This window comes from Betaproteobacteria bacterium (assembly GCA_016720855.1).
Classification (GTDB): Bacteria; Pseudomonadota; Gammaproteobacteria; order Burkholderiales; family Usitatibacteraceae; genus FEB-7.
The window spans coordinates 853,179-871,332 of sequence record JADKJU010000001.1 but is presented as its reverse complement, the minus strand read 5'-3'; the positions used below and the strand labels follow the sequence as shown (position 1 = coordinate 871,332).

The following is an 18,154-nucleotide window of genomic DNA, read 5'->3' as shown; positions in this document are numbered from 1 at the left end:
GCGTGCGATGGGCGGCGAAGGGGCGAGGCGCTACGCGCTCCAGTGCTCGACGATGAGCTGCAGCGACTCGGTGCCGTTGAATTCATTGACGTCGAGGCGGTAGACCGCGTCGATGGCGGCGGGGAAGGGCCCGGTGTCCCCGAAGCGCATGGCGGTGAAGTGGCGCGATCCCAGGCCGAGGGTGAGGCGGGTGTGCTTGAGGCCCACGATGCGCTGGGCCTCGACGAGAAAGCGTCCGGCGAACCTCGGCTCGGGGAACCCCTGTCCCCAGACAAGGCGGCGCAGCTCGGCGGCGAAGTCGAAGGTGATGTCGGTCGCGGCGAGCGTCCCGTCGGTTTCGATGCGTTGTTCGAGATCGGCCGGGCAGAGGAGTTCGCGTGCCACGGCTTCGAACGCGGCGCCGAAGGCTTCCAGGGCCCCTTCGTGCAGGGTCGCCCCTGCCGCGGCCGCGTGTCCGCCGAAGCGCTCGATCACGCCGGGGGCGCGCTTGGAAACGAGGTCGAGCGCATCGCGCAGGTTGAGCCCGGCGATCGAGCGCCCGGAGCCCTTGAGTCTTCCCCCGGCTTCGAGGGCGAACGCGAACACCGGGCGGTGGAACCGATCCTTGAGCCGCGAGGCCAGGAGACCCACGACGCCCGCGTGCCATTCCGGCCGGTGAACCGTGAGCGACCAGCCGTTCCCGGGATCGACGCCGGAGAGCATCGCGAGGGCGGATTCCTGCATCCCCGCCTCGATCTCGCGCCGCTCGCGGTTGAGCTCGTCGAGCCTGCCGGCCAGACGGATGGCCACGCCCTCGTCGTCCGTGGCAAGGCACTCGATGCCCAGGGACATGTCCTCGAGGCGGCCGGCCGCATTGAGGCGAGGGCCCACGACAAAGCCCAGGTCGTAGCCCCCGGCGCGCCGTGGTTCCCTGCCGGCAACGGCCATCAGGGCCCGGACTCCGGCGCAGGCTTCCCCCGCGCGGATCCTGGCCAGCCCCTGCGCCACGAGGATGCGGTTGTTGGCGTCGAGCTTCACGACGTCGGCCACGGTGCCCAGCGCCACCAGGTCGAGGAGGGCAGCGAGGTTCGGTTCCGCGCGCGCAGCGAACGCGCCGCGTCGCCGAAGCTCCGCGCGCAGCGCCATCATCACGTAGAAGATCACGCCGACGCCTGCGAGGGCCTTGCTCGGGAAGCCGCACCCGGCCTGGTTGGGGTTCACGATGCACGCGGCATCGGGCCGAACGTCGCCCGGCAGGTGGTGGTCGGTGACGAGGACGCGCATTCCCAGGCGGTTGGCCTCCGCCACGCCCTCGGCGGAGGCGATGCCGTTGTCCACGGTGACGAGGAGGCCGGGCGAGCGTTCGGCGGCCAGGCGCACGATCTCGGGCGTGAGCCCGTAGCCGAAGCGGAAGCGGTCGGGAACGAGGAAGTCGATGGATGCCCCCATCGCCCGCAGCGCGCGCAGGCCGACGGCGCACGCGGTGGCACCGTCCGCATCGTAGTCGGCCACGATGAGGATGCGGGTGCCCGCCTCGATCGCGTCGGCCAGGAGCGCAGCGGCTTCCCGGGCCTGGGAGAGGGCGCCGGGAGGCACGAGGCCCGGCAAGGCGGCGGAGAGTTCCGTTGCCTCGTTCACGCCCCGGGCGGCGAAGAGTCGCGCGAGCCGGGGATCGATGCCGCCGGCGACGAGCCGGGCGCAGGCGTTCGGGTCGACGGACCGTTCGACGATGTCAGGCATGGCTCGCGAGGGGGCGCGTGCGCCTGAACAGACGCCATCGCGCCCCTGGAGGGAGGTCGACGATCACGGTGTCGCGCTCGGAAGGCAGCACGACGCGCAGGCGGCCGAAGGCCGCCAGGGCCTCGCCGAGGTCGGGAAACCAGCTTTCCTCGAGAACGCGTGCCGCCGCGATCCATTCCTCGGCGTCGCCGCGGCGAAACGGCGCCTGAAGCGAGTCCACCACCGCGAGGAATTCGCCGGAATGGCGCGCGGGCATTTGCGCGAGGCCGGCGGGAAGGGGCCGTGCAGGACAACCGCTGGCCAGGGCGAGGCTTCGCGCCAGGGCGTCGCTCGAGGCCACGTCGTCGAAGGGCCGCGGCAAGGCCGCCGGAAACGCCCCACCGCCCCAGAACCACACGGCGTTGAGCGTGGGCCGGCCCGCGGCTTCCCGCGCCGTGTTGAAGGGCAGCCTGGCCAGGAGCATCTGCGCCTCGCTGAAGATCGACGGCCACTTCAGGCGCTCCCCGCCCTCGGGAATCATGCCGAAGGGGTTGCGCCCGACGGCCTCGTCCAGCGACACGGTGCGCGGCAATTCTCCCGGCGGCACGCGGACATACCATCGATCCGGGCAGGGCGCGCAGAATTCGAGTCCATCCCCCGCGAAGAAGTCGTTGAGTGCCGCGACTGCCGCATCCCCTTCGGCCGGCGTGAGCGCAAGGACGCTCGAATCGTGGAGCACGAGGGCGTTGCGGTCGATGCGCTGGTGGACGGGGTCGGCGCGAAGCCAGAGGCCGTCGCGCGGCCCGCCGTCGGCGGCCAGGGTGAGGGCGGCAACCGACGCCTGCGAGTCGAGCCCCCATTGGCGCAGCAGCCACGCGTTGCCGGTTCCCGGTTCGCGCGCCCGGTCACCGCGTGCGAGCCAGGTCTCGATCCGCGGCAGGCGCAGGCCCTTCATCGCATCCGGGGCGTCGGCGGGCGGCAGGAGGTCGGGGACGAGGAGGGTGAGCGGCATGGCGGGCAAGCGTGGATAATAAATGGGGTCTGTCGCCTTTATCTCCCATTTTCCACCCGGTTCCCGTTCTTGCAGCCATTCGAGCTCTTCGTCGGCCTTCGCTACACGCGCGCCAAGCGCCGCAATCACTTCATCTCGTTCATCTCGCTGGTCTCGATGCTGGGCATCGCGCTCGGCATCGCGGCGCTGATCACGGTGATGTCGGTGATGAACGGCTTCGAGCGCGAGATCCGTGCGCGGATCCTCGGCGTTGCCGCCCACCTGCAGGTGCTGGCCATCGAAGGCGGCCTGGTGGACTGGCGCAAGGTGGCGGCCGACGCGAAGGCGAATTCCGAGGTGGTCGCGGCGGCGCCCTTCGTGGCGGCCCAGGGGCTCCTCTCCTCGGGCTCGCAGGTGCGCGGCGTGTTCGTGCGCGGCGTCATCCCGGAAATGGAGGATCAGGTGGCCGACATCGGCGCGCACATGAGGGCCGGCAAGCTGTCCGACCTCCTGCCCGGCGAGTTCGGCATCGTGCTCGGCGCCGACCTGGCGCGCGCGCTGCGCGTGCGGAAGGGCGACCGCGTAACGCTCATCGCGCCGCAGGGGCTGGTCACCCCGGCCGGGCTCGTACCGCGCCTCAAGCAGTTCCGCGTGACCGGGATCTTTTCCGTCGGGCACTACGAATACGACTCCGGGCTGGCTCTGGTGCGCATGGAAGACGCGCAAGTGCTCTACCGGCTGGGGGACGCGGCGAGCGGCGTGCGCCTGAAGCTGAGGAACCTCTACGAGGCGCCGCGAGTTGCGCGCGAGCTTTCGAAGTCCATCACCGCGGATGCCTACGTCACGGACTGGACGCAGCAGAACGCCAACTACTTCCGCGCCATCCAGATCGAGAAGCGGATGATGTTCATCATTCTCACGCTCATCATCGCGGTGGCGGCCTTCAACCTCGTCTCTACGCTGGTGATGGTGGTAACCGACAAGCTCCCGGACATCGCGATCCTGCGCACCCTCGGGGCCTCGCCCGGGTCGATCATGAAGGTCTTCATGGTGCAGGGAACCCTCATCGGCACCATCGGCACGGCGCTGGGCGTGTTGCTGGGCGTTGTCCTGTCGCTCAACATCGATGTCGTGGTGCCCGCGATCGAGCATGCCTTCAACTTCCAGATCCTGTCGCGCGAGGTCTATTACATCAGCGAACTGCCCTCGCAGCTGGAGTGGCGGGACGTGGGGATGGTGGCGGGCGTGGCCCTCGCCCTCGCGTTCCTGGCGACCCTCTACCCGAGCTGGCGCGCGGCCCGCGTGAATCCGGCCGAGGCGCTGCGCTATGAGTGACATGGTCCTTTCGTGCGCGGGGCTCGCCAAGACCTTCGGGTTGGGCGAGGTCGCCGTGCCGGTCCTCAAGGGCGTGGATTTCGAGGTCCGCGCCGGCGATTCGGTCGCGATCGTTGGCTCCTCCGGCTCGGGCAAGAGCACGCTGCTGCACCTGCTGGGCGGCCTGGACCGGCCGAGCGCGGGGACGGTGCGGCTGGGAGGCGAGGACATGGCCACGCTCGATCCTCGCCGCCAGGGGGAACTGCGCAACCGCTGCCTCGGGTTCGTTTACCAGTTCCACCACCTCCTGCCGGAATTCACCGCGCTGGAAAACGTGGCGATGCCGCTCGCCATCCGCAGGCTTGGCGAGGCGCAGGCGAAGGAGCGCGCGCGCGCGATGCTCGAGGAGGTCGGCCTGGGCCATCGCCTCGCGCACCGGCCGGGCGAGCTTTCGGGGGGGGAGCGCCAGCGCGTGGCCGTGGCGCGCGCGCTCGTCACGCAACCGGCGTGCGTGCTGGCCGACGAGCCCACGGGAAACCTCGACCGCGAGACGGCCGGCCATGTGTTCGACCTCATTGTGGAGCTCAATGGCCGCCACGGCACGGCGTTCGTGATGGTGACGCACGACCCGGCGCTCGCCGCGCGCATGGAGCGCCGCCTTCGGCTGGCCGACGGGCGGCTCGCCCAGGCCTGACACGGCGCGCTAGAATTGGCGCACGGACAACCCGGAGTCGCGATGCACGACTACTACCACGTCCTGGGCATCGGCCGAAGCGCGAGCGCGCAGATCGCCAGGCTGGCCTTCGACGGGAAGATGAAGGCGTTGGCCGACCCCGCCTACGCGGCATCGGCCGAGGAAAAGCGCGCGGAGGAGCGGCTCCTCAGGGAAGCCTTCGTCACCCTTTCGGTTCCCGCCAAGCGCGGACCCTACGACGCGAAGCTCGCCGCATTCGAGGATCAGGGAGGGGCCGGAACCGGATCGCGCCCCGCCTGGTTCGCGCCGGCCATCGGCCTGGGCATCCTCGTTGTTGCCGCCAGTGGCATCTGGATGAACCACTCGAACGACAAGGAGCGCCTGCGGATGGAGGAGGAGCGCCTCGCGATGGAAAAGGAGAACACCAGGCGCAAGGCCGACCTGGATGCGGAACGCATCCGCGACTACAAGGCGCGGCAGGACGAGGCGAGCGAGACTGCGCGCAGCCGCAACGAGCAGCAGCGCGTGGCGCGCGAGCGGGTGGACTACGACCGCTGGCGGCGCACCGAGGAGCTGCGCGCGGTCCAGAGCGAGGCCGCGCGCGCAAGCCTGGAGAGCCGCGCGAAGAACGAGAAGCTGCGCGAGGAGGCGCAGGTACAACGCACGGAGCAGGAGCGCGTGCGTGCGGCCCAGCGCGAGGTGGACCGGCAGAAGGAGTACCTGCGCCGCCAGGAAATCGAGGAGGAGCGCGCGCGCGCCGCGCGCCACGCGCAGGCGGAACGCGAGGCGCGCGAACGCGAGTACCGGCAGTACCTGGAGGAGCAGAAGCGTCGCCTGCAGCAGCGCTAGGGTGGGTGCCTCCTAGGCTGCGCCTTCCTCCTGGATGTCGATCCACCAGCGCTGCACCACCTCGCCGCGCGATTCGACGAAAGCCTCCGACTCGAGCCGCCCTCCGTTGCCCGCGATCACCGCCGAGGATGCAACGTTTTCCTTCGCGCAGGTGAGCAGGACACGGCGGATGCCGCGCTGGGCGGCCCTGGTGAGCGTGAGCTGCAGGATCGCGGCCGCCAGCCCCTGCCCGCGGGCGGTGGGGCGGATGCCATAACCGATGTGCCCGCCCTCGACGAGCAGCTTCCCGGTCAGCCGGTGCCGCAGGTTCGACACCCCGACCACCTCGGCGCCCCGCACCAGCCAGAAGGTGGAATGCGGCACGAAGCCTTCGGGGATGCCGATGCCCCGCGCGCACCCGGCGAGCTGCGCGAGGAACGCCTCGAAGTTCTCGTGGGGGAAGGAGAGCGGGAACGGAATCAGCGGCTCGCCGCGCTGCGTGAACTCGGCCACGAGGGCCCGGTAGGAGTCCTTGTGCGCAGCACAGGGCGTGACCAGACGAAGGGTATCCACGCTAATACTCCACCGGCACGGGGTCGAGCGAACGCCACAGGTACCACGTGGCGACCGAGCTCCACGGCTGCCAGGGCCTCGCGATTTCGCGCATGCCTTGCTTCGTGAGCGCCGCGCCCGCGTTGTAGTGGCGCTCCATGGCGCGCTGCAGGCCGAGGTCGCCCACCGGCAGCACGTCGGGGCGCATGAGATGGAAGATGAGGAACATCTCGACGCTCCACCGGCCGATGCCCTTCACCTGCACGAGGTCGGCGATCACCGCCTCGTCTTCCATGCGCGCCCAGCGGCGGGGCCGAAGCACGCCTGCGTGGAAACGGCCTGCCAGGTCCTTGAGGTAGGCGACCTTCATGCGCGAAAGGCCCGCAGCGCGCATCGCCTCCTCTTCCAGTGCGACGACGGATGCCGGCACCATCATTCCCGACGCGGCCTCGAAGCGGTCCCACACCGCCTGCGCCGCCTTCACCGAGATCTGCTGCCCGACGATGGAGCGCGCGAGCGTGCGGAAGGCGTCGCCGCGCGTTTGCAGATTGGCGTCCGGGTGCGCGCGGATGATTGCGCGCAGGACCTTGTCCTTTTTCGACAGGTGCCCCTTGGCCTCGTCCCAGTAGCGCGGCTTCATGTCGGGCCTTTCGCCCGATGCGCGTGTCTTGTGCGCCACGCGCGCGTGACGATCACGCGCCACGCGATCATCGTGAGGGCGTATCCGCCGATCGCGAACACCGTGCACTGGATGGCGAGCCCGATGAGGAGCGTGTCGCCCATCGACGAGATCCAGGCGAGCAGGTTCGGGAACAGGAGCTTCAGCCCCTCCCAGCTCCATCCGATGTCGGGCGGCACCACGAGCGGCGCGGAATCGCCCGTTACCAGGCGGCCGATGTTGTAGGCGAGGATGTAGAGCGGCACGAAGGTGAGGGGGTTCGTGTAGAGGGTCGTGAAGATCGCGGCCGGGATGTTGGCCCGCAGCGGGATCGCGATGAGGGCGGCGAGCAGCATCTGCACGGGACCGGGGATGAGGCCGGTCACCAGCCCGATGGCCACCCCGAGAGCCACAGCCCGGCGGTGCAGGTGCCACAGGCGAGGGTGTGACAGCACCGGCGCGCACCATTGCAGCCAGCGGTGCGCGCGGATGCTTTCGGGAGTGGGGAGTTTTTCCCTGAGTTTGCGTCGGAGCATGTCGGCGCGCCGACGGGGTGGCGCGTTCAAGGATTCTAGCGTAGCGGCGCTTTTCTCCCTGACCACCCCGCTGCCCCCATCCGCCCTTGCGCCTCTTTGTCGCCTTTTTCGCGGCGGGCACTGCCTTCCTCCAGCAGGAGGCGGTGCTGCCGGACACTCGATTCCTCGGGCTGGCCGTGGCGTCGGCGCTCGCCTCGCGGTTGTGTTCAAGCGGCCTGGCGCGCGCGTTGCTCGTGGCGGTGGCGGGATTCGTCGCCGGGCACGACCTGGCGGCATGGCGGGCGCAGGAGCGGCTCGCCGACGAGCTTCCGCGGGCCTGGGAGGGGCGTGACATCGAAATCGACGGAATCGTCTCCGGCCTGCCGCAGCCGGGAGAGCGGGGCACGCGCTTCCTCTTCGCTCCCGACCGCATCGCCACCGCGGGGGCCGCGGTTCCCTCGCGATTGTCGGTCATGTGGTACGGCTCGCGCGGGACGGGCGGGGGCGAAATCCTGCCGCCGCCGGATATCCGCGCCGGCGAGCGGTGGCGGCTCACGGTGCGGCTCAAGCGCCCGCGTGGCCTGGCCAACCCGCACGGATTCGATTTCGAGCCGTGGGCGCTGGAGCGGGGCATCCGCGCCACCGGGTATGTACGGACGGCACCTTCGCCCATTCGCCTCGCGGAGCATGCGATGGGCTGGCCGCAGAGCCTGCATCGCCTGCGCGGCGACATCCGCGAATCCATGCGCGCCGGGCTCGGCGAAAGGCGTTTCGCGGGGGTGCTGGTGGCGCTTGCCATCGGCGACCAGGACGCCATCGCCACCGGGGACTGGGAGGTGTTCTGGCGCACGGGCGTGGGCCACCTGGTGAGCATCTCGGGGCTGCACGTCACGATGTTCGCGAGCCTGACCTTCGCCATCATGGCCTTCCTGTGGGTGCGCATCCCGGGATTCGCGCTCGTGGTCCCCGCGCGCAAGGCAGGCGCCGTGGCCGGTGTCGTCGCGGCGGCGGCCTACACGCTGCTGGCCGGATTCGATGTGCCCGCGCAGCGCACGTTCCTGATGCTCGCCGTCGCCGCGGGTTGCCTGCTTGCCGACCGGCTGGGTTCGCCCTCGCGCGTGCTGGCCGTCGCGATGCTGGCCGTCCTCCTCCTCGACCCATGGGCCGTGCTGTCGCCCGGGTTCTGGCTCTCCTTCGGCGCGGTGGGCGCGATCTTCTTCGCCTTCGCGCTGCGCGCCGGCCGGCCGGGCAAGGTGCGCGAGGCGGTCACCACGCAGGCGGCAGTGACGCTCGCGCTCTGGCCATTTCTTGCTTCCCTCTTCGGGGAGGTCTCGCTCGTCTCGCCGCTGGCCAATGCGTTCGCCATCCCGCTGGTGAGCCTCGTCATCGTGCCCCTCACGCTGGCCGGGGCGCTGCTGCCGCTGCCGGTGCTCCTCGTGCCCGCCCATGCGCTGATGGAACTGGCGATGATTCCGCTGGAGGGGTTGGCGAGCCTTCCGTGGGCAGTTGCGGAGAATGCGGACCCGCCGATGGCAGCCGTGGCCTGCGCCGTGGGGGGCGTGCTCCTGCTTCTCGGGCCGCGGGGCATTCCGTTGCGCATGGCGGGCTTTGCGCTCCTGCTGCCGCTCGCTTTCTTCCGGGCCCCCGCGCCCGGCACTGGCGAAGCGTGGATCGACATCCTCGACGTGGGGCAGGGGCTTGCCGTCGTGGTGCGCACCGCCACCCACGCGCTCGCCTACGACGCCGGTCCCTCGTGGAGCGCGGACTCGGACAGCGGCAGCCGCATCGTCGTGCCGTATCTTCGGGGCGAGGGCGTGCGCCGTCTCGACGGGATCGTCATCACGCATGCCGACGACGACCACGCGGGAGGCGCGGCATCCGTCGCACGCTCGCGCGCACCGACCTGGATGCTCTCGCCGCTCGACGAGGTCGACGAGCGCCATGGGCTCGCCCCCGATTCGGGGCCCTGTACAGCGGGAACGCGCTGGGACTGGGACGGCGTGGCCTTCGAAGTGCTGCATCCTTCGGCCGAAGCGCTGCGGGATCGCCAGCGACGGGAGAACGATCGCTCGTGCGTGATCCGGGTGGACGCGGCGGCCGGCTCGATGCTGCTCACGGCCGACATCGAGCGGCTTGCGGAATCGGAACTCCTGTCGCGCTCGCGCGAACGGCTGCGCGCCGATGTGCTTCTCGTCCCGCACCATGGTTCGCGCACGTCGTCCACGCCGGAATTCATCGCCGCCGTGTCGCCCGATGCGGCGCTCATCGCGGCGGGGTGGCGCAACCGGTTTCGCCATCCTTCGCCCGTGGTCGAGGCGCGCTATCGGGATCGCGGCATCGAGATCCTGCGCACCGATCTGCTCGGGGCCCTGCGCGTGGAACTGCCCGGGGTGGCCGGGCAGCCGATCGTCCTTCGCAGCCAGGCCGGGGAGCGGCGGCGCTACTGGAGCGAGCGCAAAGCGCGTAGTGCTCCCTGACGGAGCCGTCCTGGGCGAACAACTCGCAGCAGAAGTGGGTGAGGGACAGGGGCATCAAGTCATTATCCCCAGACGTTCGGCTGGCGGAGCGGAGGTAGAATCGGGGGCGCCCATGAAAAACGCCGCCTCCCCGTGATCGCCGAACAATCGGGCGCCGACCTGGCGCAGCTCGAAGCCGGCCTTGCAGCGACCTACGGAGCTGCGCTGGCCGATGTCCCGCTGCGCGCGCTGCACCTTGCCCGCGGATCGTGCCAGGCTGCCGGGCGGGACGCCGCGTTCGCGCGCGCCGTCTCGGTGGCGCGCCTGCTGCTCATGCAGGGCGCGGATCCCGACACGGTCGCAGCTGCTCTCATCAACGGAGCCATTCCCGAGGCCGAGCTCGACCAGGACGGCATCCAGGCGGCCTTCGGTGCCGACCTTGCCTCCCTCCTGAAGGGCCTGGCTCGTGCGGGACACATCGAGGCATTGGCGTCAGCGGGATCCGACCCCGAGCAATTGCGAAAGATGCTCCTGGCGATTGCCGAGGACGTGCGGGTGGTCCTCATCAAGCTCGCCGAGCGCGTAATTCACCTGCGCTCGCTCACGAAGGTGGACGAAGGGGAGCGCCGTGCGGCCGGGGAGGAGACACTGTCGCTTTTCGCACCGCTCGCCAACCGCCTCGGCGTCTCGGAACTCAAGTGGGAGCTGGAGGATCTGGCCTTCCGCTTCACCGAGCCCGACCTCTACCGGAAAGTCGCGGGGCTCCTCGACGAGAAGCGCAACGACCGCGAGGCCTACATCGCGCGGGTGGTGGACCTTCTCACGCACGAGCTCGCGCAAATGGGCATCGAGGCCACGATCCGGGGGCGCCCAAAGCATCTCTACTCGATCTTCCGCAAGATGCGCGGCAAGGATCTCGCGTTCGAGAAGCTCTACGACATCCGCGCCGTGCGAGTGATCGTGAAGAGCGTGCGCGAATGCTACGCGGTGCTGGGCATGGTGCACGACCTGTGGACGCCCATCGAGGGGGAATTCGACGACTACATCGCGAGCCCCAAGGCGAATGACTACAAGAGCCTGCACACCGCGGTCATCGGGCCGGAAGGCAGGACACTCGAGGTGCAGATCCGCACGGACGAGATGCATGTGCACTCCGAGCACGGCGTCGCGGCCCATTGGCGGTACAAGGAGGGAAGGCGCGCCGACCAGAAGTTCGACGCGAAGATCGCGTGGCTGCGGCAGGTGCTCGCGTGGAAGGCCGACGTACTGGCCGGGGAGGGCACGTCAGCCCGGGTTACGCGCGGGGTCTTCGAGGATACGATCTACGTCCTTACGCCGCAGGGCCGGGTGGTGGACCTGCCGGCGGGCTCGACCGCCATCGACTTCGCCTACCACGTTCATACCGACCTCGGGCACCGCTGCCGCGGCGCCAAGGTGGACGGGCAGATGGTGCCGCTCAACACGAAGCTCGCCAACGCGCAGCGGGTGGAGATCCTCTCCGCCAAGCAGGGCGGGCCATCCCGCGACTGGCTTTCGGGAGGGTACCTCGCCAGCCCGCGCGCGCTCGCGAAGGTGCGGCAGTGGTTCCGCCACGAGGACTTCGAGGTCGATGCGGCCGCCGGCCGCGGTGCACTGGAGAAAGAACTCACCCGGCTGGGCGCGACGAGCTTCGCGCACGACCGCATTTCGGCGTCCTGCGGCTTTGCGCACACGCAGGACTTCTTCGCTGCCCTCGGCCGAGGCGAGGTCACGGGCAGGCAGATCGAAGTGGCGGTGCGCGGGGAAACGCCGGTCGCGCCGCCGCCTGCGATAACCGTCACTCCCGCGCCGGCTGCACGCACCTCGTCCGGCGTGCTGGTCCTGGGCGTGACCAACATCGCCACCCTCATCGCCAAGTGCTGCAAGCCCGTGCCCCCTGACCCCATCATCGGCTTCATCTCGCGCACGAGGGGCGTGACGGTGCACCGCGCGGACTGCCCGAATGTCACCGGGCTCGACGAGAGCCAGCGCGAGCGCCTGCTTCCCACGGACTGGGGCAAGACCGGGGACGCGCCGTTTTCCGCGGACGTCGAGGTGGTCGCGCTCGACCGGCAGGGATTGCTCAGGGACATCTCGGAGGCCATCTCCCGCGAACGGATCAACGTGACGGCGGTGAACACGCTTTCGCGCGGCGCCCACGCCTACATGCGATTCACGCTGCAGGTCGATAGCGGCGATGCGATCCAGCGCGTCCTGCGGCAGGTTCGCGACGTTCCGGGCGTGGACCAGGCGCGCCGCCTGTAGCCGGCGGGGGGTGCGGAAGCTCCGGTTGGGGTATCCTTCGCGCCTTGCATTCCGCCGGACACCTTCCCATGACAGCCTGCGCTCGCCTGGTCCTCAAGCCGGGCCGGGACAAGTCCCTGCGCCATCGCCATCCCTGGATCTTCTCCGGCGCCATCGAGCGCGTGGAAGGCACGCCCCTTGCGGGCGACACGGTCGCGGTATTCGGCCCCGATGGCGAGCAGCTCGCCTGGGCGGCGTACTCGCCCGAGTCCCAGATCCGCGCTCGCGTGTGGTCGTTCGATGCGGCGATCCGGGTGGACAAGGATTACCTCGCCTCGCGCCTCGCTGCGTCGGTTGCCCGCCGCGCCGGGCTTCTCGATGCGCGCCACGACGCCTGCCGCCTCGTCCATGCCGAGTCCGACGGCCTTCCGGGGCTCGTGGTCGATCGCTACGGTGACACCGCGGTGGTGCAGCTCCTTTCGGCGGGCGCCGAGAGCTGGCGCGCCTTCTGGCCCGAGGCCATCCAGCGCATCGCAGGCGTGCGCGCGGTGTACGAGCGATCGGATGTCGAGGTTCGAACGCTCGAGGGGCTTGCCCCGCGCACCGGGCCCATGGCGGGAGCGCCCGATCCCGTCGTACGCATCGTCGAGGACGCGCTGAACTACGACGTGGACATCGCGCGCGGGCAGAAGACCGGCTTCTTCCTCGACCAGAGGGACAACCGAGCCCTGGCGCGCGAGCTGGCCGAGGGGCGCGACGTGCTCAACGCCTTCTGCTATACGGGCAGCTTTTCGGTGGCTGCGCTGGCGGGCGGCGCGGCGCGCGTCACGTCCGTTGACACTTCCGCGGAGGCGCTCGCTCTCGGTCGCCGCAATGTCGAAGCCAATGCGCTGGACGCCTCGCGGGCCGAGTGGGTTGAAGCCGACGTGTTCGAGTTCCTGAGGAAGCTGCGCGACCAGGGGCGCCGCTTCGGGCTCATCGTGCTCGACCCGCCGAAGTTCGCGCCCACGGAAAAGCACGTGCCGAACGCCGCGCGCGCCTACAAGGACATCAACCTGTGGGCGATGAAACTCCTCGCGCCGGGAGGGGCGCTGCTCACGTTCTCGTGCTCCGGCGCCATCGGCCCGGAGCTCTTCCAGAAAATCATCGCGGGCGCGGCAGCGGACGTGCGCGCCGACCTGCTGGTCGAGCGTCGGCTCGGCCCCAGCGCGGACCATCCTGCCTCGATCCACTTTCCCGAGGGGGAGTACCTGAAGGGCTTGCTGTTGCGCTCCAGCGCCTGAAACCCGGCGTGCTTGCCGTGGCTCGGCGCCGCGCCTAGGATGAATGGATGCTGCGCCGCCTCGCTGACTTCCTGAGCGAAGCCGTGATGGGCTTCCTGGCGCTGGGCGCGCTGGCCGCGGGCCTGGCACCGCTGCTGTTCACGCTTCCTGCCGCCGTCGAGAGCGTGGCCGATGTGTTCGAATGGGCCATCGTCGCGGCTTTCGCCCTGGAGTTCGGGGTGCAATTTGCCGTCGCGGCGGACCGGGGCAAGTACCTGCGCGATCCCTGGCACATCCTCGACGCGTCGATCGTCGTGATTTCGGTGGCCTCCCTCCTGCCAGCAGTCACGGATGTCGCACGCTTGTCGCCCGCGTTGCGTATCCTTCGGCTCTTCCGCGTCCTGCTTTTCGGAATGCGGGCCGGTCACGGCGTTTCGCCGCCTTTGATTCCACCTCCCCGCGCCATGCCGGTCGGGCCGCCGCAGGTGGACAGGCTCCAGCGCGACAGCCCGGTGGCGCGGCGCGGCGAATGGGAGGACCTCCTGCGCTGGGCTGCCTCGCCCACGGACGAATGGATCCACGCCTCGAACCTCTCCCCGGAGAGGTTGCGTGAAGCCGCGCAGGCGGCCGGCGTGCCGCACGTGCTGGTGGAGGCGGCGCTCAACGAATCGAGCTACCCGCGACTGGAAACGGGAAAGCGATGGTCCGCACTCACCCTGTCGGTTCCGTCGAAGGCGGACAACCTGCGGCGCGACCCTGTCCTGCTGCTCGTCTCCGGGGGCCACCTGCTCTCGCTGGCCGTGCATGCGCTCGAACTCGAGAAGCCGCCCGAGGCGTTCGGTGACCTGCCGTGGGGCACGCGGTGCGCCCTGGATGTCGTGCGGCGCGTGATCGGCAGGAGCGAGGAACTCGCCGGGCGCCTCGAGCGCGAGGTGCGGGAACTGGAGTCGCTTCCCGCCGACGAGAGCCCGGATCGATTCTTCGAGGCGACATTCCGCCTCAAGCGCGCCCTGTCGGTGGCCAAGGGCGACCTGTGGCGGCTGCGCGGGTTGCTCGAGATGCTGGCGGAAGGCCGCCGCACCCTGCCGGGGCTGGAAGCAGAGGGCAGGGAAGAGGCGCGACGGCTGGCCGATGAGGCCGACTATCTCTACGAAACGGTGGACAACGCTTTCGAGTCGGTGCTTTCGCTGATCGACCTGCACATCAACGTCGCCGCGCACGACACGAACCGCTTCATGCGGCTCGTCGCGATCATGAGCACGCTCGGGCTGATCCCCGCGATCTTCGGCGGGCTGCTCGGCATGAACCTCGTCGAAGCGCCGTGGGCCGTGACCCTGGGGCAAGTTGCCTTCGTGACGCTCATGCTGATCCTGGTGGTGCTCTACACCTTCATGGCAAAGGGCTGGCTGCGCTAGGTTGCGCCTCGCGTCAGCGGGAGGGGCGAGGACTCATCGTGCGAAGCGCATCGAGCACCACTTGCGTGCCACGGCGCATGTCGTGCGCGAACCGGGAATTCTGGTCCATTGCCCATTCGGCGATGATGGAGCCGGGCGTGGCGCGCGGCAAGGCGAGGCAGGCGTCGGTTTCCGGGCCTTCGCGCACGACTTTCATGCCGTTCTTGCGAGCGAGGTGCATCATCGCCCCGTTTTCGCTCAGGCAATGCACGAAGACCTGGCGCACGCTGCGGTTGGTGAGGTGCATCACCGCGCGGGAGAAAAGGGCGCTGCCCAGCCCCATGCCCCGAGCGTTGCCCAGCACCGAAAGGCCCAGTTCGGCCTTGGCGGGATAGAACGCGACGTGCACCACGGCGAGCAGGCGAAGGTCATCGTCGGCGATGCCGAAGATCTCGTCGCGTCCGAAGTCGATCCGTTCGTCGAGCGCGCGGATGGCGTGATCGGAAAGGCCCGCGCCGAACCGCAGGCGGCGATCGTCGGTGCCGAGGGCGAGAAAGTGTTCCGTGATCGCCTCGCGATCAGTTTCGCCCAGGCGAATCGGCAACTGTGTCGTGCCTGTCATGAATTCTCCTTGCGGGTGACACCCCGATGTTGGGGCACGTCCACGACAAAGCAAGGACGATGCCGACATTCCTTGGACGTTCGAGTTCGGCTATAATTCCCGGCGATCGAGCTGTAGGCGCGTAGCTCAGTTGGTTAGAGCACCACCTTGACATGGTGGGGGTCGTTGGTTCGAGTCCAATCGCGCCTACCAAATTCAAAAGCCGCCTCCGGGCGGCTTTTCCATTCGCGAAAACGGCTCAAACGCGCGGCTTCAGGTGCACGTGGTCGCGGGAATGCGATTCGTGGTCGTGGTGATGGCCGCGCGCCCCCGGCGAGACGCTGACCGAGATCATGTTGAGGCTGCCGTGGCGAACGCCCCGCTCGGCGATTATCGCCTGCGCGAATTCGTGCACGGACCGGACGGGCCCGCGCAGGATCACCGTTTCGAGGCAGTCGTCGTGGTCCAGGTGGGCGTGCATCGTGGAGACGCACAGGTCGTGGTGCGCGTGCTGCGTCCGGGTGAGTCTTTCGCCCAGGTCGCGCTCGTGATGGTTGTACACGTAGCTCAGGTTCGCCACGCATTGCCCCGTGCCTTCGCGGATGCGCTCGGCCTCCAGCTCGCGGCGCAGGAGATCGCGCACGGCCTCCGAGCGGTTCTCGTAGCCCCGCCGGGCGATCAGATGGTCGAACTCGTGGGCGAGGGATTCGTCGAGGGAGATGGTGATGCGTTCCATGGCGTCGGCTCGCGGCGGTGGGCGGATATCGGTAGAATGTCGCCTTCGAGCCTCCCTGCGCAAGGGCGGGCATGCCAGGCGAGAGAAAGGGCCGCGACATGGTTATGAGACCGCCAACTACGCTGACGAGCCGCGACGCCTAGAGCGGGACGCCCCTTTTTTGTCTCTCGGAAAAGCGCGGCTCGCCCGCGCTTTTTCCATTCTGGTGTCTGACACCGCAACATCGAGGTACAGATCATGGTTGCCATCACCCTGCCCGACAATTCGGTCCGATCCTTCGACAAGCCGGTCACGGTCGCCGAAGTCGCGGCCTGCATCGGCCCCGGCCTCGCAAAGGCCGCCCTCGCCGGCAAGGTGGACGGAAAGCTCGTGGATACCTCCTTCGTGATCGAGCGCGACAGCGCGCTCGCCATCGTCACGGACAAGGACGCGGAAGGCCTCGACATCATCCGCCACTCGACGGCTCATCTCCTTGCGCACGCGGTCAAGGAGCTCTTTCCCGAGGCCCAGGTGACGATCGGCCCGGTGATCGAGAACGGCTTCTACTACGACTTTGCCTGCAAGCGCCCCTTCACGCCCGAGGACCTGGCCGCCATCGAGAAGCGCATGACCGAGCTGGCGAAGAGGGACATCCCGGTGACGCGTGAAGTGCTCGGGCGCGACGACGCGGTGAAGTTCTTCGAGTCCATCGGCGAGAAGTACAAGGCAGAGATCATCGCCGCCATCCCTGCCAACGAGGACATCTCCCTCTACCGCGAGGCAGACTTCATCGACCTGTGCCGGGGGCCTCACGTGCCCTCGACGGGCAAGCTCAAGGTCTTCAAGCTGATGAAGGTCGCGGGCGCGTACTGGCGGGGCGACTCGAAGAACGAGATGCTGCAGCGCATCTATGGCACGGCGTGGGCGAAGAAGGAGGAGCAGGACGCCCACCTGCACATGCTCGAGGAGGCCGAGAAGCGAGACCATCGGCGCCTGGCCACGCAGCTCGATCTCTTCCACCTGCAGGACGAGGCGCCGGGCATGGTCTTCTGGCACCCGAAGGGCTGGGTGATCTGGCAGCAGGTGGAGCAGTACATGCGCCGCGTGTACCAGGACAACGGCTACCAGGAGGTGCGCTGCCCGCAGATCCTCGACCGCTCGCTCTGGGAGAAAAGCGGCCACTGGGAGAACTACAAGGACCACATGTTCACGACGGAGTCGGAGAAGCGCGACTTCGCGATCAAGCCCATGAACTGCCCGGGGCACGTGCAGATCTTCAACAAGGGGATCCGCAGCTACCGCGACCTGCCGCTGCGCTACGGGGAATTCGGCGCGTGCCACCGCAACGAGCCCTCGGGTGCGCTGCACGGCCTCATGCGCGTGCGCGGGTTCACGCAGGACGACGGCCATATCTTCTGCGCCGAGGAGCAGATCGCGCCCGAGTGCGTGGCCTTCCACAAGCTCGCCTTCGACGTCTACCGCGACTTCGGCTTTGCCGACATCGCGGTGAAGCTTGCGCTACGACCGTCGCCCCGGATCGGCAGCGACGAGCAGTGGACGAAGGCCGAGGAGGCACTCCGGGCGGCGCTGCGCGCGTGCGGGGCGCAGTGGACCGAGCTGCCGGGGGAGGGCGCGTTCTACGGTCCGAAGATCGAATACCACCTCAAGGACTCCCTCGGGCGCTCCTGGCAGGTCGGCACCATGCAGGTGGACTTCTTCATGCCCGGCCGGCTGGGCTCGGAGTACGTCGCCGAGGACAACTCGCGCCGCGTGCCCGTGATGCTGCACCGCGCCATCGTGGGGTCGATGGAGCGCTTCATCGGCATCCTCATCGAGAACCACGGCGGGGCCATGCCCCTCTGGCTGGCGCCCGTCCAGGTGGTCGTGATGAACGTCACCGATTGCCAGGTGGCCTACGTTCACGAGGTGGTCGAGGGCCTTGGGGCAGCGGGATTCCGGGCCGAGGCCGATTTGCGGAACGAGAAAATAACGTATAAAATTCGGGAACATAGCATTCAAAAACTTCCTTACCAGCTGGTGTTGGGCGACAAGGAAGTGGCTGCTCGGACGGTCTCAGCAAGGACTCGGGCGGGTGAAAACCTGGCGCCGGTCCCTCTCGAGGCCTTTGTTTCGCAGTTGCACGGCGAGATTTCCGGGCGAAAGTGAACGCGACAAGGGAGGCGAGGACTGTTACCAAACAGCATTAGGTATCCT

At 68.9% G+C, this 18,154-nt stretch carries 15 protein-coding genes and 1 tRNA gene; 9 read left to right on the top strand and 7 right to left on the bottom strand.

The features are described from left to right. Positions 1–30 precede the first annotated feature (30 nt). Positions 31–1,719: a single-stranded-DNA-specific exonuclease RecJ gene (gene recJ, locus IPP91_03835; protein MBL0141199.1), complete on the bottom strand. Its 1,689-nt coding sequence runs from the start codon at positions 1,717–1,719 to the stop codon at positions 31–33. Beyond that, positions 1,712–2,710 (bottom strand): hypothetical protein, encoded by a 999-nt coding sequence (locus IPP91_03830; GenBank protein MBL0141198.1) that lies wholly within the window; start codon positions 2,708–2,710, stop codon positions 1,712–1,714. Before IPP91_03830 ends, recJ begins: the two co-directional genes overlap by 8 nt. A gap of 69 nt (positions 2,711–2,779) precedes the next feature. Here IPP91_03830 and IPP91_03825 point away from each other — a divergent pair, with 69 nt between their 5' ends. Genes IPP91_03825 through IPP91_03815 form a run of 3 tightly spaced genes read left to right on the top strand, consistent with a single transcriptional unit; the run spans position 2,780 to position 5,546 of the window. Continuing rightward, positions 2,780–4,024, top strand: coding sequence for a lipoprotein-releasing ABC transporter permease subunit (locus IPP91_03825; GenBank protein ID MBL0141197.1), 1,245 nt, complete (start codon positions 2,780–2,782; stop codon positions 4,022–4,024). After that, positions 4,017–4,697, top strand: coding sequence for a lipoprotein-releasing ABC transporter ATP-binding protein LolD (lolD, locus tag IPP91_03820; GenBank protein ID MBL0141196.1), 681 nt, complete (start codon positions 4,017–4,019; stop codon positions 4,695–4,697). The genes IPP91_03825 and lolD overlap by 8 nt, the downstream gene beginning before the upstream one ends. Before the next feature lie 42 nt (positions 4,698–4,739). Beyond that, positions 4,740–5,546, top strand: a complete 807-nt coding sequence (locus IPP91_03815) for a hypothetical protein (GenBank protein ID MBL0141195.1) — start codon at positions 4,740–4,742, stop codon at positions 5,544–5,546. 12 nt (positions 5,547–5,558) lie between these two features. Here IPP91_03815 and IPP91_03810 read toward each other — a convergent pair whose 3' ends face one another. Genes IPP91_03810 through IPP91_03800 form a run of 3 tightly spaced genes read right to left on the bottom strand, consistent with a single transcriptional unit; the run spans position 5,559 to position 7,271 of the window. Beyond that, a complete protein-coding gene (locus IPP91_03810; GenBank protein MBL0141194.1) occupies positions 5,559–6,098 on the bottom strand; it encodes a GNAT family N-acetyltransferase in 540 nt (179 codons plus the stop codon). 1 nt (position 6,099) lies between these two features. Beyond that, on the bottom strand, positions 6,100–6,717 hold the full coding sequence (locus IPP91_03805) for a DNA-3-methyladenine glycosylase 2 family protein (protein MBL0141193.1): 618 nt from the start codon (positions 6,715–6,717) through the stop codon (positions 6,100–6,102). Beyond that, a complete protein-coding gene (locus tag IPP91_03800) occupies positions 6,714–7,271 on the bottom strand; it encodes a DUF2062 domain-containing protein (protein MBL0141192.1) in 558 nt (185 codons plus the stop codon). Before IPP91_03800 ends, IPP91_03805 begins: the two co-directional genes overlap by 4 nt. Positions 7,272–7,357: 86 nt before the next feature. Here IPP91_03800 and IPP91_03795 point away from each other — a divergent pair, with 86 nt between their 5' ends. The 4 genes from IPP91_03795 to IPP91_03780 all read left to right on the top strand — a co-directional run bounded on the left by IPP91_03795 (position 7,358) and on the right by IPP91_03780 (position 14,645). After that, positions 7,358–9,727 (top strand): DNA internalization-related competence protein ComEC/Rec2, encoded by a 2,370-nt coding sequence (locus tag IPP91_03795; GenBank protein ID MBL0141191.1) that lies wholly within the window; start codon positions 7,358–7,360, stop codon positions 9,725–9,727. A gap of 132 nt (positions 9,728–9,859) precedes the next feature. Continuing rightward, positions 9,860–11,989, top strand: a complete 2,130-nt coding sequence (locus IPP91_03790; protein ID MBL0141190.1) for a bifunctional (p)ppGpp synthetase/guanosine-3',5'-bis(diphosphate) 3'-pyrophosphohydrolase — start codon at positions 9,860–9,862, stop codon at positions 11,987–11,989. Positions 11,990–12,057: 68 nt separating this feature from the next. Next, positions 12,058–13,251, top strand: a complete 1,194-nt coding sequence (locus IPP91_03785; GenBank protein MBL0141189.1) for a class I SAM-dependent rRNA methyltransferase — start codon at positions 12,058–12,060, stop codon at positions 13,249–13,251. A 47-nt stretch (positions 13,252–13,298) separates the two neighbouring features. Continuing rightward, the gene (locus IPP91_03780; protein MBL0141188.1) at positions 13,299–14,645 is read left to right on the top strand and encodes an ion transporter; all 1,347 of its coding nucleotides are present in this window, start codon (positions 13,299–13,301) and stop codon (positions 14,643–14,645) included. Positions 14,646–14,658: 13 nt separating this feature from the next. Here IPP91_03780 and IPP91_03775 read toward each other — a convergent pair whose 3' ends face one another. Next, positions 14,659–15,246, bottom strand: coding sequence for a GNAT family N-acetyltransferase (locus IPP91_03775; protein MBL0141187.1), 588 nt, complete (start codon positions 15,244–15,246; stop codon positions 14,659–14,661). A gap of 115 nt (positions 15,247–15,361) precedes the next feature. Here IPP91_03775 and IPP91_03770 point away from each other — a divergent pair. Then, positions 15,362–15,438, top strand: a tRNA-Val gene (locus tag IPP91_03770). Between the two features lie 46 nt (positions 15,439–15,484). On the opposite strand, the gene nikR is transcribed toward IPP91_03770, so the two are convergent. Beyond that, positions 15,485–15,961 carry a nickel-responsive transcriptional regulator NikR gene (nikR, locus tag IPP91_03765; GenBank protein MBL0141186.1) on the bottom strand — a complete coding sequence of 159 codons (477 nt, stop codon included), beginning with the start codon at positions 15,959–15,961 and terminating at the stop codon, positions 15,485–15,487. 237 nt (positions 15,962–16,198) lie between these two features. Between nikR and thrS the strand changes: the two genes are divergently transcribed. Next, the gene (gene thrS / locus IPP91_03760) at positions 16,199–18,106 is read left to right on the top strand and encodes a threonine--tRNA ligase (GenBank protein ID MBL0141185.1); all 1,908 of its coding nucleotides are present in this window, start codon (positions 16,199–16,201) and stop codon (positions 18,104–18,106) included. The last annotated feature ends 48 nt before the right edge of the window (positions 18,107–18,154 follow it).

Excerpts from the sequence above, each read along its gene's own strand:
- recJ (MBL0141199.1), bottom strand. The coding sequence starts at position 1,719 with ATGCCTGACATCGTCGAACGGTCCGTCGACCCGAACGCCTGCGCCCGG.
- IPP91_03830 (MBL0141198.1), bottom strand. The coding sequence starts at position 2,710 with ATGCCGCTCACCCTCCTCGTCCCCGACCTCCTGCCGCCCGCCGACGCC.
- lolD (MBL0141196.1), top strand. The coding sequence starts at position 4,017 with ATGAGTGACATGGTCCTTTCGTGCGCGGGGCTCGCCAAGACCTTCGGG.
- IPP91_03815 (MBL0141195.1), top strand. The coding sequence starts at position 4,740 with ATGCACGACTACTACCACGTCCTGGGCATCGGCCGAAGCGCGAGCGCG.
- IPP91_03805 (MBL0141193.1), bottom strand. The coding sequence starts at position 6,717 with ATGAAGCCGCGCTACTGGGACGAGGCCAAGGGGCACCTGTCGAAAAAG.
- IPP91_03800 (MBL0141192.1), bottom strand. The coding sequence starts at position 7,271 with ATGCTCCGACGCAAACTCAGGGAAAAACTCCCCACTCCCGAAAGCATC.
- IPP91_03785 (MBL0141189.1), top strand. The coding sequence starts at position 12,058 with ATGACAGCCTGCGCTCGCCTGGTCCTCAAGCCGGGCCGGGACAAGTCC.
- IPP91_03780 (MBL0141188.1), top strand. The coding sequence starts at position 13,299 with ATGCTGCGCCGCCTCGCTGACTTCCTGAGCGAAGCCGTGATGGGCTTC.
- IPP91_03775 (MBL0141187.1), bottom strand. The coding sequence starts at position 15,246 with ATGACAGGCACGACACAGTTGCCGATTCGCCTGGGCGAAACTGATCGC.
- nikR (MBL0141186.1), bottom strand. The coding sequence starts at position 15,961 with ATGGAACGCATCACCATCTCCCTCGACGAATCCCTCGCCCACGAGTTC.
- thrS (MBL0141185.1), top strand. The coding sequence starts at position 16,199 with ATGGTTGCCATCACCCTGCCCGACAATTCGGTCCGATCCTTCGACAAG.